Source organism: Streptomyces sp. NPDC048696, from assembly GCF_043198895.1.
Lineage (GTDB): Bacteria > Actinomycetota > Actinomycetes > Streptomycetales > Streptomycetaceae > Streptomyces.
Genome location: NZ_JBICVJ010000003.1, coordinates 497,029 through 520,522 on the forward strand (window position 1 = coordinate 497,029; position 23,494 = coordinate 520,522).

Consider the following 23,494-nt stretch of genomic DNA (forward strand, 5'->3'; position numbering starts at 1 on the left):
CTGTGAGCGTCATGTACAACCCCACAGTCGCCCGGCTCACCTACCGGGCCCTGCTCGGCCGGCGCCGCGCCGCGATCCTCTGTGTGCTGCCGGTGCTCCTGATCGTCATCGCGGCGGCCGTACGGTCGTTCAGCGGTGCCGACGACCAGGTCGCGGCCAACCTGCTCGGCGGGTTCGCGCTCGCCACGATGGTCCCGCTGATCGGCGTCATCGCGGGCACGGGCGCGATCGGGCCCGAGATCGACGACGGTTCGATCGTCTATCTGCTGGCCAAGCCGGTGAAACGGCCGACGATCATCTTCACCAAGCTCATCGTGGCGATCGCGGTGACCATGGCCTTCTCGGCGATTCCCACCTTCGTCGCGGGCATGATCCTGAACGGCAACGGCCAGCAGATCGCGATCGCCTACACGGTCGCCGCCCTGGTCGCCTCCATCGCGTACGCGGCGGTCTTCCTGCTCCTGGGCACGGTCACCCGGCACGCGGTGGTCTTCGGCCTGGTCTACGCGCTGGTGTGGGAGAGCCTGTTCGGCAATCTGGTGCCGGGCGCGCGGACCCTGAGCGTGCAGCAGTGGTCGCTGGCCCTCGCCGAGCGGATCGGCGAGAACGGCATCATCACCTCGGACGTCGGCCTCCCGGCCGCCGTGGTCCTGCTGGCGGCGGTGACGGTCCTGGCGACCTGGTACGCGGGCCAGAAGCTGCGGACGCTGAAGCTGGCCGGCGAGGAGTGACGCGCGCGGGGGCCGGTGAGGAGTGACGCGCGGGGTGGCCGGGACGGCGTGACGCGCGCGGTGGCCCGGCCTCCGTCCGGCCTGTCCGGCGGGGTTCGGGTCATCATCGAGGAATGACGACGCTGCACAGTCCCGGTACGCGCCGGGCGCCCGAGCCGGCCCGGCCGGTGCGGGCCTGGGTGCTCTCCTCGCCGGGGACGCACATCTGGCTGCTGGTCATCGCGATCACCAGCATCGTCATCGAGCTCTCCACCGAGGGCCTTGAGCACTATCTGCTGCATCGCAACAGCAGCAACATCCACGAGCTCACCCAGCACCCCGTGCAGTCGCTGTTCACCAGTGCCTTCTGGATCGAGAACCCGTCCTCGTTCCTGCTCTACTTCGTGCTCTTCGAGATCGTCCACGCGCCCCTGGAGCGCTGGATCGGCACGCTGCGCTGGTTCTTCACCGTCGCCGTCGCCCATGTCTCGGCCACCCTGGTCAGCCAGGAGTTCGTGCTGTGGAGCATTCAGCACCACCAGGCGCACAAGCGGATGGCGCATGTCGTCGACATCGGCGTCAGCTACGGCCTGGCCGCGTCGGCGGGGCTGCTGGTGTACCGGCTGCCCCGGCCGTGGCGCTGGCTCTACCTCGCGGGCGTGGTGTCGTTCTTCGGGATCCCGCTGCTGAGCGGTGGCACGTTCACCGACATCGGACATGCGGTCGCGCTCGCGATCGGGCTCGCCTGCTGGCCGCTGACCAGGGGAAAACCACTGGCAGTGAAGAGGCGCCGAGGGCACAGTGGTTGAGGAGGGCGGCCGCTTCGAGCACGCGAGAGCGTGGGCCGTCCGGGCGCACGAGTAAGGGGCGCCCGCCATGGCGGACGCCCCTTACTTCGTACCTCTTCAGGCGACAGATTTCGTGCCCGGTTCTTCGGGACTCCCGCCCGAGCCGTGTCGCTACGGCATCAGCTGTTCGAGCACCACGGCGATCCCGTCGTCCTCGTTCGAGGCCGTGATCTCGTGGGCGACGGCCTTCAGCTCGTCGTGGGCGTTGGCCATCGCCACGCCGTGCTGCGCCCAGCCGAACATCGGTATGTCGTTGGGCATGTCGCCGAAGGCGATCGTGTCGGTCGAGCGGCAGCCCAGCCGACGCGCGGCCAGGGACAGGCCGGTCGCCTTGCTCAGCCCCAGCGGCAGCAGCTCCACCACGCCCGCGCCCGCCATCACCACGTCGACCAGACTGCCGACCACCTGGCGGGCGATCCGCGCCAGCGCGTCGTCGTCGAGCTCCGGGTGCTGGATGTAGACCTTGTTCAGCGGCGCCGACCACAGCTCGGCGACGTCCTCGAAGGCGACGACCGGCAGCGAGCCCTCCTGGACCGTGTAGCCGGGGCCGACCAGCACCTCGCCGTCGAGCCCGTCGCGGCTCGCGGCCAGCGCCAGCGGGCCGACCTCCGCCTCTATCTTGGAGAGCGCCAGACCCGCCAGCTGGCGGTCCAGGGTCACCGACGTCAGCAGTCTGTGCTCGCCTGCGTGGTAAACCTGCGCGCCCTGCCCGCACACCGCGAGTCCCCGGTAGCCCAGGTCGTCCAGGATGTGCCGGGTCCAGGGCACCGCCCGGCCGGTCACGATGATGTGCGCCGCGCCCGCCTCGGTGGCGGCGGTGAGCGCGGCGCGGGTGCGCTCCGAGACGGTGTCGTCGGAGCGCAGCAGCGTCCCGTCCAGATCGGTCGCGACCAGCTTGTACGGGAACGGACTCCGCGGGGTGGTGCTCACTTGGCGATGGGCTCCAGGACCTCGCGTCCGCCCAGGTACGGGCGGAGCACGGCCGGGACCCGCACGGAGCCGTCGGCCTGCTGGTGGTTCTCCAGGATCGCCACGATCGTGCGCGGCACCGCGCAGAGCGTGCCGTTCAGCGTCGCCAGCGGCTGCACCTTGCTCTTGCCGTCGGCGGTCTCGCGCATGCGCACGGACAGGCGGCGCGCCTGGAAGCCGTCGCAGTTGGAGGCCGAGGTCAGCTCGCGGTACTTGCCCTGCGTCGGGATCCACGCCTCGCAGTCGTACTTGCGCGAGGCGGAGGCGCCCAGGTCGCCGGTGGCCACGTCGATCACCTGGAAGGGCAGCTCAAGGCCGGTCAGCCACTGCTTCTCCCAGTCCAGGAGCCGCTTGTGCTCGGCCTCGGCGTCGTCCGGGTGGACGTACGAGAACATCTCGACCTTGTCGAACTGGTGGACCCGGAAGATGCCCCGGGTGTCCTTCCCGTACGTACCGGCCTCGCGGCGGAAGCACGGCGAGAAGCCGGCGTAGCGCAGCGGCAGCTTCTCCGCGTCGAGGATCTCGTCCATGTGGTAGGCCGCGAGCGGGACCTCGGAGGTGCCGACCAGGTAGTAGTCGTCCTTCTCCAGGTGGTACACGTTCTCGGCGGCCTGGCCGAGGAAGCCGGTGCCCTCCATGGCGCGCGGGCGGACCAGCGCGGGGGTGAGCATCGGGATGAAACCGGCCTCGGTGGCCTGCGCGATCGCCGCGTTGACCAGGGCGAGCTCCAGGAGCGCGCCGACGCCGGTCAGGTAGTAGAAGCGCGAGCCGGAGACCTTGGCGCCGCGCTCGACGTCGATGGCGCCCAGCGCCTCGCCGAGCTCCAGGTGGTCCTTGGGCTCGAAGCCCTCGGCCCCGAAGTCGCGGATGGTGCCGTGCGTCTCCAGGACGACGAAGTCCTCCTCGCCGCCGACCGGCACGTCCTCGTGGACGATGTTGCCGAGCCGGAGCAGGAGCTGCTTGGCCGCCTCGTCCGCCTCGTTCTGCTCGGCCTCGGCGGTCTTCACGTCGGCCTTGAGCTGATCGGCCTTCTTCAGGAGCTCGGCGCGCTCCTCGGGCGAGGCCTTGGGGATGAGCTTGCCGAGCGCCTTCTGCTCGGAGCGCAGCTCGTCGAAGCGGACGCCGGACGACCTGCGCCGCTCATCGGCGGAGAGCAGGGCGTCGACGAGCGCGACGTCCTCTCCACGGGCGCGCTGGGAGGCGCGAACACGGTCGGGGTCCTCACGGAGCAGGCGAAGGTCAATCACCCCTCCAGGCTACCGGTGCGGATCCCTGGCACCCCACCGGATATCCCCGCCGCGCCTGCTCCGCGTGTCGGTTTGCCCGAATTGACCGTATTGAGAAATCTGGTGGGGAAATTGCCGGGCAGACCTCGGGTGGACGTCAATAAAGGCCGTGCTTTTCCCTGAAAAGGGGTGCTTTCCGGACTTTCGTTGACCTGAATCCCTTGCGGCTCAAGGGACTTGTCCACAGAGGTGTGCGGGCCGGGAAAGTTATCCACAGGGTGTGGGGATCCCTTGTGGATCGCCCGGAAGATCCATCCCGTAGCGGCATGCGCGGCCAAGGATTCCCCGTTCGAAGCTCTTCCACGCACTCATTCGGGTGGGAATTGCTCGCTCTAAAGAGTTGATCGAGGGAATTGGGCTGACATCACCCCTCCCGATCTTCTGTGGACGGATGCGTCGTCACTAGAGGTATTTGTCGACCCTGTCCGGTTGCGTTGTCGACTTACCCACAGGTCGAGAACCGCGCCTGTGGATAACTTTGTGGACAACGAAAATCAGCAGGTAGGACCAGCCCGGTCCGGGCTAGGCGCGGCCGTCCTGGCTGCGCGCCAGCCACTCCGCCGCCGCCACGAACTCGGTGTCCGAGGTCCCGGGCCGCAGCTCCCGTACCTCGGCGGCCGTCACGCCCGCCCGCGGATACGAGCCCAGGAAGCGCACCTTCGGGCAGATCCGCTTCAGCCCCATCAGCGCCTCGCCGACCCGCCGGTCCGAGATGTGGCCCTCGGCGTCCACCGCGAAGCAGTAGTTGCCGATGCCCGCGCCGGTCGGCCGCGACTGGATGAGCATCAGGTTGACCCCGCGTACGGCGAACTCCTGGAGCAGTTCGAGCAGCGCGCCCGGGTGGTCGTCGCCCAGCCAGATCACCACGGACGTCTTGTCCGCCCCGGTCGGCGCGGCGGGCCGGGCCGGGCGGCCCACCAGTACGAACCGGGTCTCCGCGTTCTGAGCGTCGTGGATCTCGGTGACCAGCGCTTCGAGCCCGTACGTCGCCGCCGCGAACTCGCCCGCGAACGCCGCGTCGAAGCGGCCCTCTTGGACCAGGCGCGCGCCGTCCGCGTTGGAGGCGGCCGACTCCCACAGCGCCTGAGGCAGATGCGTGCGCAGCCAGTTGCGCACCTGCGGCTGGGCCACCGGGTGCCCGGTCACCGTCTTGATGTCCGACATCTTGGTCCCGGGCCGCACCAGCAGCGCGAAGGCGATCGGCAGCAGCACCTCGCGGTAGATCATCAGCGGCTCGCCGCCGGCCAGCTCGTCCAGGGTCGCGGTGACCCCGCCCTCCACCGAGTTCTCGATGGGCACGAGCGCGGCCGCCGCCTCCCCGTTGCGTACCGCGTCCAGGGCGGCGGGGACGGACACCATCGGGACCAGCTCGCGGGTCGCTGCCTCGGGAAGCGTACGCAGGGCGGCCTCGGTGAAGGTGCCTTCGGGCCCCAGATAGGTGTATCGCGTGGCGGACATACTCGTCACCCTAATGCGCCGCCGTCACGCGCGAAGGCCGCCCGGGCGGCTCACGACTCCAGCAGCAGCTGGCCCACGTACTCCCCGGCACGCGGCCCGCCCGGCACCGCGAACAGGCCGCTCGACTCGTGCCGGATGAACGCCGACAGCGCGTCCCCCCGGTCGAGCTTGCGCTGCACGGGCACGAAGCCGCGCAGCGGATCGGCCTGCCAGGCGACGAAGAGCAGGCCCGCGTCCGGCGCCCCGTCGGCGGCGAATCCGTCGTGGTACGAGAAGGCACGCCGCAGCATCGCCGCGCCGCCGTTCTGCTCGGGCGCCGAGATGCGCGCGTGGGCGTTGTCGGGGATGACCACCTTGCCGTCCGGGCCGAACTTGTCGAGCTGCATCGGGGTCGTCTCCGTACCCCCCGAAAGAGGTGCGCCGTTCGCCTTCTTGCGCCCGATCACCTGCTCCTGCTGGGCGAGCGGCACCTTCTCCCAGTCGTCGAGCAGCATCCGGATGCGGCGTACGACGGCGTACGAGCCGTTCGCCATCCACGCCGGCTTGCCGCTGTCGGGGACGAAGATCCGCTTCTCGAAGTCGCGGTCGGAGGGCTTCGGGTTGCCGGTGCCGTCGATCTGGCCCATCAGATTGCGGGCCGTCATCGGCTTCTCGGTGGCGCCCGGCGTGCGGTTGAAGCCGTTCATCTGCCAGCGCACCCGGGCCGCCGACCCCGCGTCCTTCTGCACCGCGCGCAGCGCGTGGAAGGCGACCAGGGCGTCGTCCGCGCCGATCTGCACCCACAGATCGCCGTTGGAGCGCTTGGGGTCCAGCCGGTCGGAGGAGAAGTCCGGCAGCGGGTCCAGCTCGGCCGGGCGCTGCGCCACCAGGCCCGTACGGTCGAAGAAGGTGCGCCCGAAGCCGAAGGTGACGGTCAGCGAGGAGGGGCCGGCGTCCAGCGCGACCCCGGTGTCGTCGCCCGCCGGCTCGCCCGCCATCAGCGCCTTCGCGGTCGCCGACCAGCGCCGCAGCAGCGCCGCCGCCTCCTTGCGCCCGGCGCCCGGCGCCAGGTCGAAGGCGACGAGATGGCCGCACGCCTGAAGCGGAGTGGAGATCCCCGCCTGATGTTTCACGTGAAACGGGACCTCGGTGGCGCCGACGGAGCTCAGTTCGGTGGCGTCCGAGCGGGACTCGACGGCGGCGTGGACGAGCGCGCCGCCCGTCGCGCCCAGCGCGACACCGGCCGCGCCCGCCGCGCCGACCGTGCCGAGGAGCCGCCGCCGGGAGATGTCCAGGTTCTCGGGGGTGGAGGGGGTGCTCTCGCTCATGTGGTCCGTACTCAGCCGATCTTGATCTTCTTGTCGACGGTGGTCTGGTCGATGTCGGAGGTCCGCACGGTCACCGAGACCTGCCAGTCGCCCGCCATCGGGAGCTGGACGCCACTCGCGCTCCAGTGTCCCTTGGTGATGCGCTCGGGCGTGACGGGCAGCGGTCCGACCGCCTTGGCGGGCAGCGTGAAGGAGACCTTCACCTCGGGTGCGTCCAGCGGCCTGGCCGTCGCGTCGTCCGTCCAGACGTGCAGTTCGTTGGCGCCGGTGCGGCCCGGGTCGAGGGTGAGGCGGACCGTGCCCTTGCCGTTCTTGCCGCCCGTGTCGAAGGGGATGCGGACGCTGATCGGCCGGTCCGGCACGGCGACCTGGGTGGTCGACTGCGCGGCGGCCGCCGCTTCCTGGGTGCGCCCCGGCTCGGTCGACGACAGGATCGTCGCCACGGCCAGCACCGCCACCGCGACCCCGGCCTCGGTGAGCACCGAGCGCCGCAGCCCGGAGCGCTCCGGGTCGGCGTCACGGATGCGCTTCTCGCGGGCGACCGTCATCGCGGCCCGCTGCCGGGCCAGCTGACGGGCCCGCTTGGGGTCGGCGGAGTCGTCCGGCACGGTGACCGGCTCGGGCTCCTCCTCCGGCTCGGCCGCGAGCTCCTCGACGACGGAGGCGGCCTCGGCCTCGGGCGCCGCGTGCTCGGCGAGGCGGCCGGTCCAGCGGCGCGAGATGTACGCGGCCGAGAGCAGCACCGAGATCAGGCCGGCCTTGACGAGCAGCAACTGCCCGTAACCGGTGTCGGTGAGCGCGGACCAGGAGCCGAGCTGGCGCCATGCCTGGTAGACGCCGGTCGACACCAGGACGACCACGCACCAGAACGCGATCCGCGAGAACCGCCGCACCGCCGTCCGTTCGACGGCGGGGGTGAGGTGCAGCGCCATGAGCAGGGTCGCGAGGCCGCCCAGCCAGGTCGCCATGGACAGCAGGTGCACCACCGCGACGGGCATCGCGATCGCGGTCTGGATACCGGTCGAGGCGTGCTCGGCGAGTGCCCAGGTCGCGGCGATTCCGGCCGCCACCACGAATCCGCCTATGGCGAGCCCGTAGTTGAGGTCCTTCTTCTCCTCGTCCTCGCGCCTGGCGTACGCGCCGAACAGGACCGAGATGAACAGGGCGGCGGCGCTGAGCAGCAGCAGCCGGGAGCTCAGCGCGGCGCCCGACTTGGTCTGCAGGACCGCCTTCAGCCCGTCCAGGTCGAAGGCGTCGGAGAGCTGCCCCGAGCCGGTGTAGGGGGTGCGCAGGAGCAGCAGCGCGATGGTGGCCGCGGTCATCGCGAGCCAGCCGCCGACGATCAGCCGCTGCACCGGACGGACCGTGGCGCCGCGCTGCCAGCAGCCGAGGATGAAGACGCCGCCGCCGGTGAACAGGATGAAACCGGCGTACGAGGCGTAGCGCATGGTGTCGTACAGGGTCCCGACGAGACCGCCGCCGACGTCCGGGGAGGACAGCGAGACGGTGGTCTTGGAGGGGGCGCCGATCGAGAAGGTGAAGGCGCCCGCGACCGGGTGGCTGTCCGCCGAGACGGCCTGCCAGGCCACGGTGTAGGTGCCCTTGGGCAGCCCGTCGCGCAGGCTGACGCCGTACTTCACGATGGAGCCGCTGCACAGGTTGAGCAGTTCACCGGTGTCGGCGCGCTTGCCGGTCGGGTCCAGGACGCGGATGGACTTGTTGTCCATCGCGACCTGCTCGGAGAAGGTGAGGTCGACGTCCTTGGGGGCGGTGGCGACCACCGCCCCGTCCTTCGGATTGGTCGCGGTGACCGCGGCATGCGCGGAGGCGGGGGCCGCGGTCGCGAACAGCGCGCCGAACAGGGCGGCCGCGATCAGCAGCAGCCGGGTCGGCGCGGTTCCGAAGCGTGGGGCGGTGGCCGTCATCGTCTGTCAGTCCCTCATGCCTCAGTGGTGCTTCGGGTTGTAGGTGCGGTCCTTGACCGGGAGTTCGACCTTGACCGGGTCGGCCTTCTCGAAGTGCAGCTCGATGGAGACCTTCTCGCCCTGCTTCGGCTTCTTCTTGAGACCCATGAACATGATGTGGCTGCCACCGCGTTCGAGGTTCAGCTCGCCGTTGGCCGGGATGTCGAAGGACTTCACCTCCTGCATCTTCTGGTCCTTGGTCTCGTGGATCGTGACGTCGTCGGAGATGTCACTGGTGACCTTGGTGAGCTTGTCGGCGGTCTTGCTGTCGTTCTTCACGACCAGGAAGCCGCCGGCCATGTCGGCGCCGACCGGCTCCGGCATGAAGGCCTGGCTGACCTTCAGGCTCGGCTTGCCGTCGGAGCTGTCGGACGAGCAGCCCGCCAGCGTGAGACCCGCGGTCAGGGCTATCGCGGCGGCGAGGGTGGTGCGGCGGTTCACGGGTTTTCTCCAAGAATGATCTTCGGCAGGTCTTTGGTGTAGTCCTCGGCGGTGGCGGTGTCGCCGTAGAGGACGTATCCCTGGTCGGTCCTGGGCGAGAAGGCGATGACCTGGGCGCCGTGCATCGACACGACCTTGCCGTCCTTGTCCTTCGCCGCCGGGTCGATCCCGATGCCGATCGAGCGGGCCCCGGCCTGGATGGTCGGGAAGTCGCCGGTCAGACCGATGAACGACGGGTCCTGCGCCTTGAGCCACTTGCCGAGCGAGTCGGGGGTGTCCCGCTCGGGGTCGGTGGTGACGAAGACGACCTGGAGCTTGTCCTGGTCGGCCTTGGGCAGCCGCTTCTTGGCGATGGCGATGTTGCTCATCGTCAGCGGGCACACGTCGGGGCAGTTGGTGTAGCCGAAGTAGATCAGCGTCGGCTTGCCCTTGGTCCGCTCACGGAAGTCGAACTTCTTGCCCTGGGTGTCGGTCAGGACGAAGTCCGGCTTGGTGAACGGCCGGTCGAGCACGGTGCCGGCCTTGGTGTTGGCGTCGGTGGAGACGTCGGTGACGGGGCTCTTGGCCTTGTCGTCGCCTCCGCCGCACGCGGTCAGGGTGAGCGCCGCCGCCACCGCGAAAGCGATGGCAGCCGGCGCGTACTTGGTGCGCATGGGGGAATTTTTCCGTTCGAGGACGGGGGTGGGGCGGGATTACGCGGCCCGGCGGCGTCCGGCGAGGACACCGAAGGCCACACCGGCGACACCCACGACGATGCCCACGATGCCGAGCACCCGGGCCGTGTTGTCGCTGCTCTTGGAGTCGGACGACGCCTCGGCCCGCTTGCCGTGGCCGTCCATGTCGTCCGACTTCTTGTCGTCGGACGCGGCGGCCGCGCCGCCGTGGTGGTCGGCGGTCGCGGCGGAGAGCGCGAGCACCGGGGCCGGGTTCTGCGGCTCCTCGGAGCCCTTCTGCTCCTCGATCCAGCGGACGGTCTCGCCGTTGCTGTACGTCTGGACAGCCTTGAAGACCAGCTTGTCGGTGTCGGTGGGCAGCGCGCCGATGGAGAGCGGGAACTTCTGGAAGTAGCCGGACTCGATCTTGCCGCCGCTCCAGGTCACCTTGGTGACGGCCTCGTTGATCTGCTTGCCGTGCATGGTCAGCGGCTTGTCGAGCTTGGACTTGGTGACCTCGACGGTCCAGCCGGGCAGCGCCTCGGGCTGGACGGACGCCAGCGGGTGGTCGGCCGGGAAGCTGACTTCGAGCTTCACGGTCTGGGCGTTGTCGCGCTCGTTGGGGACCTTGAAGTCGACGACGGCGTAGCCGCCCTTCGCGGCCTTGCCCTCGGGCTGGACGCTGACGTGCGCGAAGGCCGGGCCGGCCAGGACCAGGACGGACGAGGCGGCGACGGCACCGGCGACGGCGAGGCGACGGGAAACGTTCATGTCGGAAGACACTCCAGTGAGCAGGAAGGTGTGTGGGGACGGCCCACGCGCGCGATGCGCGGGGCTCCACGGCACCACTCCTGCGACAGGTGTCGCCGGATGTACGGGACGTGTGTCGTCCGGTCGTACGGGGAGTGGGCCGCGTCAGGCTGCGAGGGCGTACGCCGAGGGCGGCCCGCGCCTGATCACCGAGTGCTGGAGTGCGTCCCCGTCCGGCGGCAGGGGGGTGGCGAGCCGGTCCAGACGGACGCGCGGGCCGTGCCCGGGCGCCCCCGGCAGACCGGCGCGCAGTGCCCTTACGAGCGCGAGAGCGGCGCGCAGGGAACGTACGCACGCGCCGTGCGCGGCGGCGGTGGCCGCTTCGGTGGACAGCCGCGCCAGGCGGAAGAGCGCGGCCTCGCCGCGCCGCATCAGCCAGCCCGTGAGCAGCGCGGCCAGCAGATGGCCGAGCAGCATGGGCAGCGACGGCAGCAGTCCGGCGACGACGCTGTGCGCCGAGGCCTGACCGGTCATCCCCGGCATCGAGGCCATGCCCGGCATCGACTCGTGCGCGGGCGCGGCGGCACCGGGCGGCGGGCGCAGGCCCGCGTCGGTGATGATCCGCCGGGCGTCGGACGCCGTCAGCCCGGCGGCGGCCGTGGGGCCGCAGACGAGCTTGGCGGCGAGCCGCAGCAGCGACATGTCGCCGGTCGATCCGTCGCCGGAGACGGCCGCGGTGTGCTGGCCGATGCCGAACAGGCTGTGCAGAGCGAGCTGTCCGGCGGCCAGCGCGCCCGCGATGGACGCGAGCGAGCGCTCCCGCCCGGCGAGCGGTGCGGCGACCGCGAACACCCCGAGGAACCCGGCGAGCAGCGTCCACCACGGGACGGTCGCGCAGGCGGCCAGGACGTGCCCGAGCGCGGACAGCACGACGCAGACCGCGGCGAAGAGCGCGGCCCTCAGCAGCCGGAGACCGGCGCCTGCGTGGGTGTGTCGGGCGTGTCGGGCAGACATGGCGGGGCCATCATCGCACTGGCCTTACCGGCTCCATACGGCAGGTCCACAAGGTTCCGTATTCCTGTGATGATCACATCTGTGTCGAGTGTCCCGGTCTCGGCGGCCGTGCGACGAGGCCCTGGCCGGGCGGCCGCTACTGCCCCTCGCGCGGCGCCCATACACCGGCGCATTGGGTGTTCGCATCCGCCGAATGAGCGCTATCACGTCAAGTTCGCGCTTACGACCCACGGGTTGCGGCAATACGTAGGGGTATGTCGAGCCGCAGCCAGGAGGCTGGAGCATGAGCATCTGGTGGTCACTCCATTTGCGGCGCGAGGCCGCGAGCGTTCCGCTCGCACGTCGCCTTCTGCTTGGCACCATGGAGACCGCTGGGGTCGATCCGGACATCTCCTACGACCTGTCGGTCGCGCTCGGCGAAGCGTGCGCCAACGCGGTCGAGCACGGCGGGGACGACGGATCCGGCACCTCGGCGGCGTACCGGGTGACCGCGTATCTGGACGGCGAGAAATGCCGTATCGAGGTCGCCGACTCGGGGCCGGGCTTTCCCGCACGACGAGGCCGTCGCACCGCAACGCGGATGAACAGCACACTGGGCAGCAGCATGGCCGAGAACGGCCGAGGGCTCTGTCTGATCGAACAGCTCGCCGACCACGTCCACTTCGGCAACCGCCCGGGCAGAGGCGCGGTGGTGAGCTTCGACAAGATCCTGAAATGGCGGGAAGGGGCGCTGCTCAAGGTGTCCTGAGCGGCGCCCCCTCCGGTGGGATCACGGGTGGATCAGGCTGGTCAGCCCTGCTTGACCCGGGCCATCCACGCCTCGACCTCGTCGGCCTGACGCGGCAGCGAGGCCGACAGGTTCTCGTTGCCGTCCTCGGTGACGAGGATGTCGTCCTCGATGCGCACGCCGATGCCCCGGTACTCCTCGGGCACGGTGAGGTCGTCGGCCTGGAAGTACAGACCGGGCTCGACGGTCAGGCACATGCCCGGCTCCAGGTCGCCCGCGACGTACGTCTCGGTGCGCGCGGCGGCGCAGTCGTGGACGTCCATGCCGAGCATGTGGCCGGTGCCGTGCAGGGTCCAGCGGCGCTGCAGGCCGAGCTCCAGGACCTTCTCGACGTCCAGGTCGCCGCACAGGCCCCACTCGACGAGCTTCTCGGCGAGCACGCGCTGGGCGGCGTCGTGGAAGGCGCGGTACGGGGCGCCCGGCTTGACCGCCGCGATGCCCGCCTCCTGGGCCTCGTACACCGCGTCGTAGATCTTGCGCTGGAGCGGCGAGAACGTGCCGTTGATCGGCAGCGTGCGCGTGACGTCGGCGGTGTACAGCTCGTTGGTCTCGACGCCCGCGTCGAGCAGCAGCAGCTCGCCGGGGCGCACGGCGCCGTCGTTGCGCACCCAGTGCAGGGTGGTGGCGTGCGGGCCTGCGGCGCAGATCGAGCCGTAGCCGATGTCGTTGCCCTCGACGCGGGCGCGCAGGAAGAACGTTCCTTCGATGTAGCGCTCGCTCGTCGCCTCGGCCCGGTCCAGGACCTTGACGACGTCCTCGAAGCCGCGCGCGGTCGAGTCGCACGCCTTGCGCAGCTCGGCGACCTCGAAGGCGTCCTTCACCAGGCGCGCCTCGGAGAGGAAGACCCGCAGCTCCTCGTCGCGCTCGGCGGTGACCTTGTCGGCCAGCGCCGCCTCGATCGACGCGTCGTGGCCGCGCACTGCGCGCACCGGGCCGGTGGCCTCGGTGAGCGCGGCGGCCAGCTCGCGGACGTCCTTGGCGGGCAGCCCGAGCAGCTGCTCGGCCTCGGCGAGGGAGTGGCGCCGGCCGACCCACAGCTCGCCCGTGCCGGACAGCCAGAACTCGCCGTTCTCGCGGTTGGAGCGCGGCAGCAGGTAGATCGTCGCCTCGTGGCCGTCGCCCTTGGGCTCAAGGACGAGCACGCCGTCCTCGGACTGGTCGCCGGTGAGGTACGCGTACTCGGTCGAGGCGCGGAAGTGGTACTCGGTGTCGTTCGAGCGGGTCTTCAGGTTGCCCGCAGGGATCACCAGACGCTCGCCGGGGAAGCGCGCGGAGAGCGCGGCACGCCGGTCGGCGGTGTGCGCGGCCTGGGCGATCGGCGCGAGCCCGCGCAGCTCGGTGTCGGCCCAGCCGGACTTCATGTTCTCGGCCAGCTCGTCGGACACGCCCGGGTACAGGCCGTTCTTGCGCTGCTGGATCGGCTGCTCTTCCGACTCTTCCGGGGTCTCCGGCGTGAGCTGCTCGGCCACGGGTCTGCCTCCACTTAGTACGACATTGGACCTCCGTCCATCGTACGGGCGGCTGGAAAAGGGTCCAGGGCCCTAGGGCCTGTTACACGGCGTACGCGCGCCTCTCACAGGGCGTACGCGCGCGTCACTCGAACCGGGCCGCCAGGAGGACCACGTCGTGGTCGCCGTCGGCCGCATCCAGGCCGTCCGGGAGCACGGTCCGCAGTACGTGGTCGGCGATCGCGCCCGGGTCCTCGCGGGCCGCCCGCGGAACGCTCGCGGCGGCCGCGTGCAGGCGGGCGAAGGCGCGGTCCATGGGCTCGCCGGTGCGGTGGAGCAGCCCGTCGGTGTACAGCAGCACCGTTTCTCCAGCCGCGGGCCGGAGCTCCACGCTGGGCGCCTCCCAGCACGCCAGCATGCCCAGTGGCGCGGAGAGCGAGGTCTCCACGTACTCGGTGCGGCGCTCGCCGACGATCAGCGGCGGCGCGTGCCCGGCCCCGGCCAGCACGATCTTGCCGCGCGCGGGCTCGCAGTAGGCGAAGAGCGCGGTCGCCGAGCGGGCCGGTTCGGTCAGCCGCAGCAGCAGTTCGAGGTCGGACAGGACCGCGACCGGGTCCTCGCCCTCCATCACCGCGTACGCCCGCAGGCTGGCCCGCAGCCGGCCCATGGCGGCGACGGCGCTCGGCCCCGACCCGGTGACGGACCCGACCGCGAGGCCGAGCGCGCCCTCGGGCAGCGGCAGCGCGTCGTACCAGTCGCCGCCGCCGCGCGGGCCGGTGCGATGGCGCGCGGCCAGCTGCACCCGGGACACGCGCGGCAGCCTGCTCGGCAGCAGTTCCTCGGCGACGGTCGCCAGGCGGGTGTGCGCGCGCTCCAGCTCCACGAGCCGGGCCAGATGCTCGGAGGCCTGGCGCAGATACAGGCCGACGAGGTGGCGGCGGCGCTCGTCGGGCTCGGCGGGCTCGTCGTAGAGCCAGACCGCGGCGCCGAGCCGGCCCGCCGTGTCGGTGGCGAGCGGCAACGCGTAGCTGGCGGCGTAGCCGAGCCGGGCGGCGACCTCGCGGTGGCGCGGGTCGGGCCCGGCGTCCGCCGCCGCGTCGCCGACCAGGTCGCAGCCGCCGTCGGCGTCCGGAAGCCCGTCGAGGATCCTGCCGTACGGGGTGGCGCTGCGCGGGACGGTCTCGATGTGGCCGAGGTCCGCGTGGGCGAGGCCGAGGCCGGTGGTGACGGCGGGGCCGAGGCCGTCGGCGGGCTCCAGCGCGACCAGGCCGCGGCGGGCGCCGACCAGCGCGGCACCGGCCCGCAGGAGCTCGTCGAGGGCCTCGTTGAGAACGTTGGTGCGGGAGAGGCGTTCGGTGAGTTCGTGCAGCGTGGTGAGGTCGGAGACCCAGGCGGCGAGCCGGTCCTGGATCACGGCGCCCGGGGCGGCGGGGGCGACGGAGGCGGATGAGGGCAGAGGCGCGGCAGTGTGCGCGGGGGGCGGAACGGCTGGATCGATTCCAGCCACTTTCGGCAGGTGCGGGGCGCTCATGGCAGTCGGCTTTCCGACCGGTCGATTTCGCTCAATAGCATCGCAAACCCCCATGTCAATCTGCGCCGCCATCAATGCATCCAGATGTACACGCACAAGTAAGGGGATGTCCAGCATTGTCATAGCGGGATTGTTGGTGTCCATGGGGTGTTCAACTTGGCGGAAAATTGCCCCCTATGGCCCATCTCTGGGGTCGACTGAGGGCGTTCAAGAGCGCGTCATATCGAGCGTGCGGGGTACGTACTCGGTGATGGCCAGGGGCAGTTGACGGTGTCCCGGAACCCGGCGGCGGGCCAGGGCGTCTCAGCAGTCGACGGTCGCGCCCCATCCCCGAGTGGCGGGGTTTTTGCACAAGGGCCGGCAAGCGCCAGGCGCACGCCACCCCTCGCCATGCGTTTAATGGTCACAGCCCACGCTCGATCCTGACGGGTTACCCGTACCGCAGGCTCGCAGAGCATGTACGCGCAGTGAAGTGATGCACACATGGTGTGATGTGGACCTCGGCGTTCAACGGAAAGGAACGAGCGCTCATGCGCGAGATCCTCGGAAGGCGACGCAGGCTCCGGTTCCGGCGCAGTGAAAGGGCTGCTCAGCTTGGCGCCGCGCTGACCTGCGCGACCGAGTGGAAATGGCCCGTACTCCCAGGTGTGGGACTGAAAGCGGCCGGCGGCCGCGGTGACCGGGGCCGTGGCTGTGCCTGTCCCGACCCCGAGTGCGCCGTTCCGGGGGCGCACCCCTTCGACCCGGGACTGCTCGCGGCGTCGACCGACGAGCGCCTGGTGCGCTGGTGGTGGACCAATCGCCCCGGCGCGCCGGTACTCCTCGCGACCGGCGGCAGGGCGCCGTGCGCGCTGAGCCTCCCGGCCGTCGCCGGAGCGCGGGCGCTGGTCGCGCTCGACGAGATGGGCGTCAGGCTCGGCCCGGTGGTGGCGACCCCCACCCGGTGGTCGCTGCTGGTCGCTCCGTACTCGATGGAACGTCTGGGTGACCTCCTGTACTCCAAGGACTGGGTGCCCAGTTCACTCCGCTTCCACGGAGAGGGCGGATATCTTGTGCTGCCCCCGTCCGAGACGGGCAAGGGGCAGGTGCGCTGGGAGCGGGCTCCGCAGCCGAGCCCCCGGCCTCGTGCGAGCGGGACGGAACCCCGGCCCGGGTCCGCCGCGCCCTGGCTGCCGGACGTGGAGGCGGTGGTGGACGCGCTGGTCGCGGCGTCGACCAGCGCGCCCGACGGTGGGTCGCGGCTCGCGTACTGAGCCGCTGGTGGATCGGTCGGTGCGTGGCGAGCGGGGAGGCGGAGGCCCTGCTCGCGTACTGGGTCAGCGAACGGGGCGGGCGCCGGGTTCCCGAAGGAGCCCGGTGTCACTCGTTCGGGTGTGAGAGCGCCCGACTCGCAGCGGAAATGGGCGCGCGGAGAACCGGGCGCCCGGTTCCCGTCGATATCTTCGGCCGACCGCAGGAATTCCACGTGAGGGGCCGGGCCGCATGAACCTCCGCATGATCGGTATCGGCGCCGTGGTGGTGTGTTCGGTGCTGCTGCCACTGGTGGCCTCGGCCGGACCGGCCGACGGGCCCGAGCCCGAGCCCGCGCGGACCAAGGGGCCCGGCGACCCGGAAGCCGCGCCCGGTGGCTCTCGAAATGGCGGGGCCGTACGGGATGACGCGAAGCCGTCGCCACGCGCGCGTGGGGGCGCGCTGTCGGGGCCGGTCGTACGAACGGGCGGGCCCGCGGTGCGCGCGGCGGCGCCGACCGTGCGCGAGGCCGCCGCCCGGTGCGGGCCCGAACTCGTCTCGCCCGAGGGCGTCGAGGCGCAGACCTGTGTGCTGACCGAGGGCCGGGACGCCTGGGCGCGCACGTACTACCGCAACGCCACGGGCGGGCGGTTGCGCTCGGTGCTCACGCTGATGGGGCCGCGCGGCCACACCGTGCAGACGAACTGTGCCGTGTCGGCGGGGGACCAGCCGGGGACGTGCGAGACGCCGAGGGAACCGGCGCGCGGAAAACCTGGCGCGTACTCGGCGGTCGCGGAGTTCGCCGAAGAGGGCGACGACTCGCCTCTGCTGCTGCGGTCCGGCTCCAACGCACCCGACGGGGCGGCCAACTCGGCGGCGGCCACGGCTCGTTGAGCGGGCGGCCCGCACGGGGACGCGGCGGGGAAGGGCCAGAAGAAATGGAAGGGCCCGATCGCTGGCGACGGGGGATGCACCAGCGACCGGGCTCTTAGAACGGTAACAAGAGATCTGCCATTCGCAAATTCGATCTCGGTTATTCGGACACCGATTTATCTGCGACTACCGGGAGTTGTGACGCGGGTCACCCGTCCCGTGACAGGGCTGGTCACTCTCAGCTGAGGGTCACTTGGCGGTTGGTGAGACCGCCGCGTGCCCTGCGCTCCTCGGGCGTCAGCGGCGCGTCGACCGCCAGCGCACCCGCCAGACGCTCCGCGAACGCGGCGGCCGGCTTCTCGCAGTCCTCGGCGGTCATCGCGCTCGGCAGGTCCCAGACGGGCACGGTCAGCCCGTGCGCCCGGAAGGAGCCGACGAGACGGGTGCCCTCGCCCAGCGAGGAGGTGCCCGCCGCGTGCAGCCGGGCGAGCGCGTCCAGAAGCCGCTCCTCGGCGTGCGGCATGACCCACCGCAGGTGGTTCTTGTCCGGCGTCTCGCACCAGTAGGACGAGTCGACCGACGTGAGCCGTACGGTCGGGATCGCGGCGGCGTTGGCGCGCTCCAGGGACGCGGTCACCTCCGGGGTGGCGTTCTCGGAGTCCGGCACCCAGAACTCGAAGCCGCTGTGCACGGCCGGCTCGAACGGGGCGGCCGGGTCCAGCAGGTCCTGGAGGCGGGGGCCCTGCGGGTCGACGCGCTGGGCGGCCACCGGCGTACCCGGCTCCGCCGCCAACGCGCGCGTGAGCGTGTCCGCGAGGTCGCGGCTGATGTCGCCGGAGGGCGTGTCGTTCTGCAGCCCGAGCAGCACCGAGCCGTCGTCGCGGCGCAGCGCGGGCCACGCCATCGGCAGGACGGTCGCCAGCGCCACCGACGGCACGCCCTCGGGCAGCCCGTCCTTGAGGGTGAGCTCGACGGTCGCGGCCGGCACGAGCTCGCGCAGCGCGACCCAGTCGCACTCGCCCGCCAGGCCCTCGAACGGGCGCTGGACCAGCTCGGTCACGGCGTGCGCGGCCGCACGGCCGTGGCAGGCCTTGTAACGGCGGCCGGAGCCGCAGGGGCAGGGCTCCCGGGCCCCGACGACCGGAATCTCACCATCGCTGAGCTGAGCCCGCCCCGGAGGGGCTGACTGACGCTGAGCGGCCTTGGTCTGGGGGCGCTTCTTGGCCATGGTGTGGCTCTCTCCCGACTGCGGTGGTGCGGTGTCGCTGTGTCGGGCGCGAGCCTAGTCGTACGGGGTGGCCCACGGCGTACGGCACAGTCGGAGACGGGTGCGCGGGGCTCGGCCGCGGGTGCCCGCGCTGTTCGCCGCGGGGGTCGGTCCGGCTCGCTGCCCGGCGCGCGGTGTGCGGGTCGGTCCCGGTCGCCCGGTGTGAGCCCGGTCCGGCGCGCGTGCCCCGGGGCGGGGCCTGGATCAGTCTCGGTCGTCGAACGCGTCCGCGAAGTCGAAGCCGAGCGGCGCCACGCGCGCGACGAGGTCGTCGGGGGCCGGTGCGTGCCCGTTCTCACGGCCGTGGCCGTGTCCCGGCCCGGTGGTGATGATCACCCAGACCGTGACCTCCCCGGACGCGCTGTCCCGTACGCCCCAGTCCTGGGCGAGCGCGCTGATGATGTTCAGACCGCGGCCGCCACGTGCGGTCACCGACGGCGTGGCCGGAATCGGTCGGGTCGGGCCGCCGCCGTCCGTCACTTCGACGGTGAGGCGCCCCGCCTTGTCGATGCGCCAGGCCGCCCGGACGTCGCCGTCGCCGACGTCTGCTCGGCCCAGCGGCCTGCCGTGCCGGCAGGCGTTGCTGAGCAGTTCGGAAAGGACCAGTACGGCATCGTCCACGACGGGCTCCGACACGCCGCTGCCGAGCAGTTGCTCACGCATCCGGTGTCTCGCCTTGCCCACGCCCGCAGGGCCGTGGGGCACGGCCATGCTCGACGACGTGGGCACCTCCTGTGCCACCACCAACGCCACCCCCGAGACCTCCTTCACCCCACGCCACGGTGTGGATGCCCCAATGGACTGGACCGGAAACCGGCCAACCGACGTCTGGTGACGCACTCGTAACGATCGAATACGGACCGAACGCGCCGGTGCACTCCCTGTCACCAGTATTACTGGTGACGCGGCTGGGGAAGCGGGCGCCCGGAGAGGCGCTGCGAGGTGTGTGTCAGAGGCGTCCGAGCTGCTGGAGTACCTGCTTGGGGCGGTTGGTGATGATCGCCTCCACCCCCAGGCGTACGCACAGCTCGACGTCCTCCGGCTCGTTCACCGTCCAGACGTGCACCTTGTGGCCCGCCGCGTGCAGCCGTGCGATGTAGCCGGGGTGATTGCGCACGATCCGCATCCCCGGACCCGCGATCCCGGCGCCCGCGGGCAGCCGGGGCGAGAGGAACTGCATCAGATAGACGGTCGGAATGTCCGGCGCCGCCGCCGCGACGCGGTGCAGGGAGCGCGCCGAGAAGCTCATGATGCGCACCGGCGAGCTCTCGTCGGCGGGCGGCGGATCGGTGAGGCCGAACCGCTTCAGCAGATGCAGCAGCCGCTCCTCGACCTGGCCGGCCCAGCGGGTGGGGTGCTTGGTCTCGATGGCCAGCTCGATGCGGCGGCCCGCGTCGGCGACGAGTTCGAGGAGCCGCTCCAGGGTGAGGACCGAGGTGAAGGACGGGTCGCCCCAGTCCGGGCTCTCCTCGCTGTCCTTCCAGGAGCCGAAGTCCAGGGCCGAGAGCGCGGAGAGTTCCAGGGCGGAGACGGCGCCGCGGCCGTTGGAGGTGCGGTTGACGCGCCGGTCGTGGACGCAGACGAGATGGCCGTCGGCGGTGAGCCGTACGTCGCATTCGAGGGCGTCGGCACCGTCCTCGATGGCCTTCATGTACGCGGCCAGGGTGTGCTCGGGCGCGTCCTCGGACGCGCCCCGGTGGGCGACCACCTGGATGGAGGCCCGGTGGGAGGAATGCCTGTCGTGCTGCCGTGCTTGGGTCACCGCGTCATCGTGCCACTGCCCGGCTGCGTACGGGCGGCTTGGGCCGGGGCGCGGACACAGCCGGGGGCGCGGGCGCAGTGGCGGGCAGGGATACACAGGTCCTGCTTACAGTGGCCTGACAGGTTGTGGGAAAAGCTGAGCCCTGACATGTGCACATGTCCGCCGGTCGCACTACGCGATTGTCGGACCCCTGGCGCACCATGGTCGGTGGCGCCGTCCCCACGCCGCGATGCAGCGACCGTACCGAGCAGGCAGCGACCGTACGGGCAACGGGGCGACCGTACCGATCGTGCCGACCCCGAGACCGAGTGGAACCGAGGAGAGAGAGCTGTGAGCACCGAGAACGAGGGCACCGCGGCCCCGGCCGTCCCGCCTGCCCCGTCGTCAGCACCGCCCGCGCCTCCCGCCCCCGCCGTGACGTCCGAGGAGTCCGTACGGGCCGAGGAGCGGTCCGCCGCGCAGCTTGCCGCCCAGGCTGCCGGCGCGGCCGAGGCCGAGACCGCGGTCCAGGCCGCGGTGGGCCCGGAGCAGACCGCGGTGCAGCCCGCGCAGGGGGCGGCGCCGGAGACGGCCGCCACGCACGCGGTGCCGCAGGCAGCCGCCACGCACGCGCAGGAGCCCGTCACCGCGCAGCTTCCCGGACCGGTGCCGGGCGAGGAGCATGGCGGGGCACCCGCCGCGCACGCCCAGGCGGCCGGTGGCTGGCCGCCGCCCCCGCCCGCGCTGCCCGCGTACGGCGGCGGAGCCGGTGGCGCCCAGGGCGGCGGACCCGTCTGGGGCGCGCCCGTGCCGGAGCCGCAGGCGCCGCGCAGGCGCGGCGGCGGTCTGGTCGCGGCCGTCCTGGTGGCCGCGCTGGTCGCGGGCGGTGTCGGCGGAGCCATCGGCTACTGGGCGGCGGACCGCGAGGACAACTCGACGGGCTCGACCACCGTCTCGGCCTCCGACACCCCGAAGGACTTCAAGCGCGACCCCGGCACGGTCGCGGCGGTCGCCGCCAAGTCGCTGCCGAGCGTCGTGACGATCGAGGCGCAGGGCGGCGACGGCGAGGGTGGCACCGGCACGGGCTTCGTCTACGACAAGCAGGGCCACATCCTCACCAACAACCACGTGGTGGCGTCCGCCGCCACCAGCGGCAAGCTGACGGCGACGTTCTCCAACGGCAAGAAGTACGACGCCGAGGTGGTCGGCCGGGCGCAGGGCTACGACGTGGCCGTCATCAAGCTCAAGAACGCCCCGGCCAACCTGGTGCCGCTCTCCCTGGGCAACTCCGACCAGGTCGCCGTGGGCGACTCCGCGATCGCGATCGGCGCGCCGTTCGGCCTCTCCAACACGGTCACCACGGGCATCATCAGCGCCAAGAACCGCCCGGTGTCGTCCAGCGACGGGGGCAACTCGAAGTCCTCGTACATGAGCGCCCTGCAGACCGACGCCTCCATCAACCCGGGCAACTCGGGCGGCCCGCTGCTCGACTCGCGCGGCGCCGTCATCGGCATCAACTCGGCGATCCAGTCGGCCGGCAGCGGCGGCGGCTTCGGCCAGTCGCAGGCGGGCTCGATCGGCCTCGGCTTCGCGATCCCGGTCAATGAGGCGAAGAACGTCGCCGAGCAGCTGATCAAGACCGGTCAGCCGGTCTACCCGGTGATCGGCGCGACGGTCGCCATGGACGCGAAGGGCCAGGGCGCCAAGATCTCCCCGCAGGCGGCCGGCGGCTCGGCGGCGGTCGTGGCCGGCGGCCCGGCCGACAAGGCGGGCCTCAAGCCCGGCGACGTCATCACCAAGTTCGGCGACACGGTGATCGACGGCGGCCCGACCCTGATCAGCGAGATCTGGACGCACAAGCCCGGCGACCAGGTGCCGTTGACGTTCCAGCGGGACGGCAAGGAGACGACGGTCACGGTCACGCTGGGGGAGCGCAAGGGCGACAGCTGACGGCGCCGGCCGACGACGCCGGTCGACGGCGTCGAGCCGACCTCGACCGACGGGCTCCACGAACCGCTTCGTGGAGCCCGTCGGCGGACTCTGCGTAGAGCTCTGCCGCTACGTAGAGCTCTGCGAGGCGCTACGCGCGCGTGGCGGGCGCCGGGAGCAGGTTGTCCACAGGGGACCAGTCGGCGAGGCTGCCGGGCACCTGGGTCGGGGTGAGCCCGGTCATGGCCTTGAACACATGGTTGTAGTGGGCCTGGTCATGGAACCCGGCGAGGTGGGCGACGCTGGCCAGGGGCAGCCCGTCGTCCCGTAATCGCATCGCCCGGCTGAAGCGCAGGATGCGGGCGATGGCCCCCGGTGAGCGCCCGACCTGTTCCCGGAAGCGGCGCTCCAGATGGCGGATGCTCCAGTGCGTACGGGCGGACAGTTCGGCCACGCGTACGCGCCCGTGCGTACGGTTCAACTCCCGCCAGGACCAGTCCACTTCGGGAGCGATCGCCGGGCCGCGTTCGAGCAGCGGCAGCAGGACCCGGTCCAGCGTCCGGAACCGCTCCGTCCAGTCCGCCTCCGCCTCCAACTGCTCCGGCAGATGGCGCAGAACACGCGGCAGCACATGGACCGGATCGAGATGCGGAAGGTCCCATTCGGACATCGGCACGCCGAAGAGCCGGTACGCGCCCATCGGCGTCATCCGCACCACGACACCCCGGACCCCGCCCTCGTGGTGGCCGATCATCGCGTGCATGACCGGCAGGGCGGCCCGGGACGGCGCGCTGACGGAGTCGGCCGGATCCACCATGCTGTCCGTCCGCACGGATCCGCCGCCGAGGCCGAGGCTGATGGTGGCGAGGGTGTCCGGCAGGACCATCCGCCGCTGCGGGGAGTCCCGGTCGTAGGCGTATCCGGCGTACGACCGGACGATGTCCCGCAGGCCGGGAGAGGCGAGTGCGCGGGTGAGTACGGGTCGGCCGTGCGCCGAGCCCGGTGGCATGGACACGCTCGTACCCCCTGTCCGAGACAGGGAAATGCTGCACCGGCGCGCGTACGGGGACAATGCGCCGGCGGGTCAAATCTGCGCCGTGGGGCGGCGGATGGGCGACCGGCACGACATTTTCAGAAGCCGGACGGCACCCGTCCGGATCATGTCGCGTTCGAACAATATGGGCGGTACGGCGCGGGGCGACGCTGGGGCTTCCACCTCGGCCGGGGCGGCGCAAACACCCGAAGCGCGCGCCGCCCGGCCCCCTCGTTCCACGCCCTTCGAACAGGA

Annotated in this window: 21 protein-coding genes; 6 read left to right on the forward strand and 15 right to left on the reverse strand. The window is 71.6% G+C overall.

Annotation, left to right across the window (positions count from 1 at the left end):
- The first annotated feature begins 11 nt into the window (after positions 1–11).
- Complete coding sequence (locus tag ACGFRG_RS08535; protein ID WP_361422958.1) at positions 12–731, forward strand: ABC transporter permease; 720 nt, start codon at positions 12–14, stop codon at positions 729–731.
- A 113-nt stretch (positions 732–844) separates the two neighbouring features.
- A complete protein-coding gene (locus ACGFRG_RS08540; protein ID WP_393262521.1) occupies positions 845–1,519 on the forward strand; it encodes a rhomboid-like protein in 675 nt (224 codons plus the stop codon).
- Between the two features lie 150 nt (positions 1,520–1,669).
- Here the strand turns inward: ACGFRG_RS08540 and ACGFRG_RS08545 are convergent, their stop codons facing one another.
- The 9 genes from ACGFRG_RS08545 to ACGFRG_RS08585 form a co-directional block, all read right to left on the reverse strand.
- Positions 1,670–2,488 carry an HAD family hydrolase gene (locus ACGFRG_RS08545; RefSeq protein ID WP_393262524.1) on the reverse strand — a complete coding sequence of 273 codons (819 nt, stop codon included), beginning with the start codon at positions 2,486–2,488 and terminating at the stop codon, positions 1,670–1,672.
- Positions 2,485–3,774 (reverse strand): serine--tRNA ligase, encoded by a 1,290-nt coding sequence (gene serS, locus ACGFRG_RS08550; RefSeq protein ID WP_361422949.1) that lies wholly within the window; start codon positions 3,772–3,774, stop codon positions 2,485–2,487. The genes ACGFRG_RS08545 and serS overlap by 4 nt, the downstream gene beginning before the upstream one ends.
- Before the next feature lie 561 nt (positions 3,775–4,335).
- Positions 4,336–5,271, reverse strand: coding sequence for a prephenate dehydratase (gene pheA / locus ACGFRG_RS08555; RefSeq protein ID WP_361422946.1), 936 nt, complete (start codon positions 5,269–5,271; stop codon positions 4,336–4,338).
- A 50-nt stretch (positions 5,272–5,321) separates the two neighbouring features.
- Entirely contained in the window at positions 5,322–6,578 is a 1,257-nt protein-coding gene (gene efeB, locus ACGFRG_RS08560; protein ID WP_361422943.1) for an iron uptake transporter deferrochelatase/peroxidase subunit, read from the reverse strand.
- Between the two features lie 11 nt (positions 6,579–6,589).
- A complete protein-coding gene (locus ACGFRG_RS08565) occupies positions 6,590–8,503 on the reverse strand; it encodes a copper resistance protein CopC (RefSeq protein ID WP_361422940.1) in 1,914 nt (637 codons plus the stop codon).
- A gap of 21 nt (positions 8,504–8,524) precedes the next feature.
- Positions 8,525–8,983 (reverse strand): copper chaperone PCu(A)C, encoded by a 459-nt coding sequence (locus ACGFRG_RS08570; protein WP_393262528.1) that lies wholly within the window; start codon positions 8,981–8,983, stop codon positions 8,525–8,527.
- Positions 8,980–9,636, reverse strand: a complete 657-nt coding sequence (locus ACGFRG_RS08575; protein WP_393262530.1) for an SCO family protein — start codon at positions 9,634–9,636, stop codon at positions 8,980–8,982. Before ACGFRG_RS08575 ends, ACGFRG_RS08570 begins: the two co-directional genes overlap by 4 nt.
- Positions 9,637–9,675: 39 nt before the next feature.
- Complete coding sequence (locus ACGFRG_RS08580) at positions 9,676–10,407, reverse strand: YcnI family protein (protein ID WP_361422932.1); 732 nt, start codon at positions 10,405–10,407, stop codon at positions 9,676–9,678.
- Between the two features lie 144 nt (positions 10,408–10,551).
- Positions 10,552–11,400: a hypothetical protein gene (locus ACGFRG_RS08585; protein WP_393262533.1), complete on the reverse strand. Its 849-nt coding sequence runs from the start codon at positions 11,398–11,400 to the stop codon at positions 10,552–10,554.
- A 283-nt stretch (positions 11,401–11,683) separates the two neighbouring features.
- On the opposite strand from ACGFRG_RS08585, the gene ACGFRG_RS08590 reads away from it, so the two are divergent.
- A complete protein-coding gene (locus tag ACGFRG_RS08590) occupies positions 11,684–12,148 on the forward strand; it encodes an ATP-binding protein (protein ID WP_361422926.1) in 465 nt (154 codons plus the stop codon).
- Positions 12,149–12,189: 41 nt separating this feature from the next.
- On the opposite strand, the gene ACGFRG_RS08595 is transcribed toward ACGFRG_RS08590, so the two are convergent.
- Together ACGFRG_RS08595 and ACGFRG_RS08600 are read right to left on the reverse strand one after the other, a co-directional pair.
- Positions 12,190–13,656 (reverse strand): aminopeptidase P family protein, encoded by a 1,467-nt coding sequence (locus ACGFRG_RS08595; RefSeq protein ID WP_361422923.1) that lies wholly within the window; start codon positions 13,654–13,656, stop codon positions 12,190–12,192.
- 124 nt (positions 13,657–13,780) lie between these two features.
- The gene (locus ACGFRG_RS08600) at positions 13,781–15,283 is read right to left on the reverse strand and encodes a PP2C family protein-serine/threonine phosphatase (protein ID WP_361423419.1); all 1,503 of its coding nucleotides are present in this window, start codon (positions 15,281–15,283) and stop codon (positions 13,781–13,783) included.
- Between the two features lie 413 nt (positions 15,284–15,696).
- On the opposite strand from ACGFRG_RS08600, the gene ACGFRG_RS08605 reads away from it, so the two are divergent.
- Positions 15,697–16,419, forward strand: a complete 723-nt coding sequence (locus ACGFRG_RS08605; RefSeq protein WP_361422920.1) for a bifunctional DNA primase/polymerase — start codon at positions 15,697–15,699, stop codon at positions 16,417–16,419.
- A gap of 229 nt (positions 16,420–16,648) precedes the next feature.
- The gene (locus ACGFRG_RS08610) at positions 16,649–17,290 is read left to right on the forward strand and encodes a hypothetical protein (protein WP_393262537.1); all 642 of its coding nucleotides are present in this window, start codon (positions 16,649–16,651) and stop codon (positions 17,288–17,290) included.
- A gap of 217 nt (positions 17,291–17,507) precedes the next feature.
- On the opposite strand, the gene ACGFRG_RS08615 is transcribed toward ACGFRG_RS08610, so the two are convergent.
- The 3 genes from ACGFRG_RS08615 to ACGFRG_RS08625 form a co-directional block, all read right to left on the reverse strand.
- Complete coding sequence (locus ACGFRG_RS08615; protein ID WP_393262540.1) at positions 17,508–18,497, reverse strand: DUF5926 family protein; 990 nt, start codon at positions 18,495–18,497, stop codon at positions 17,508–17,510.
- A 243-nt stretch (positions 18,498–18,740) separates the two neighbouring features.
- The gene (locus tag ACGFRG_RS08620; RefSeq protein ID WP_361422911.1) at positions 18,741–19,376 is read right to left on the reverse strand and encodes an ATP-binding protein; all 636 of its coding nucleotides are present in this window, start codon (positions 19,374–19,376) and stop codon (positions 18,741–18,743) included.
- A 109-nt stretch (positions 19,377–19,485) separates the two neighbouring features.
- Positions 19,486–20,298, reverse strand: a complete 813-nt coding sequence (locus ACGFRG_RS08625) for a glycerophosphodiester phosphodiesterase (RefSeq protein ID WP_393262542.1) — start codon at positions 20,296–20,298, stop codon at positions 19,486–19,488.
- 330 nt (positions 20,299–20,628) lie between these two features.
- On the opposite strand from ACGFRG_RS08625, the gene ACGFRG_RS08630 reads away from it, so the two are divergent.
- Positions 20,629–22,227: a trypsin-like peptidase domain-containing protein gene (locus ACGFRG_RS08630; protein ID WP_393262545.1), complete on the forward strand. Its 1,599-nt coding sequence runs from the start codon at positions 20,629–20,631 to the stop codon at positions 22,225–22,227.
- Between the two features lie 130 nt (positions 22,228–22,357).
- Here ACGFRG_RS08630 and ACGFRG_RS08635 read toward each other — a convergent pair whose 3' ends face one another.
- Complete coding sequence (locus tag ACGFRG_RS08635; RefSeq protein WP_361423416.1) at positions 22,358–23,215, reverse strand: helix-turn-helix domain-containing protein; 858 nt, start codon at positions 23,213–23,215, stop codon at positions 22,358–22,360.
- Positions 23,216–23,494 lie beyond the last annotated feature (279 nt).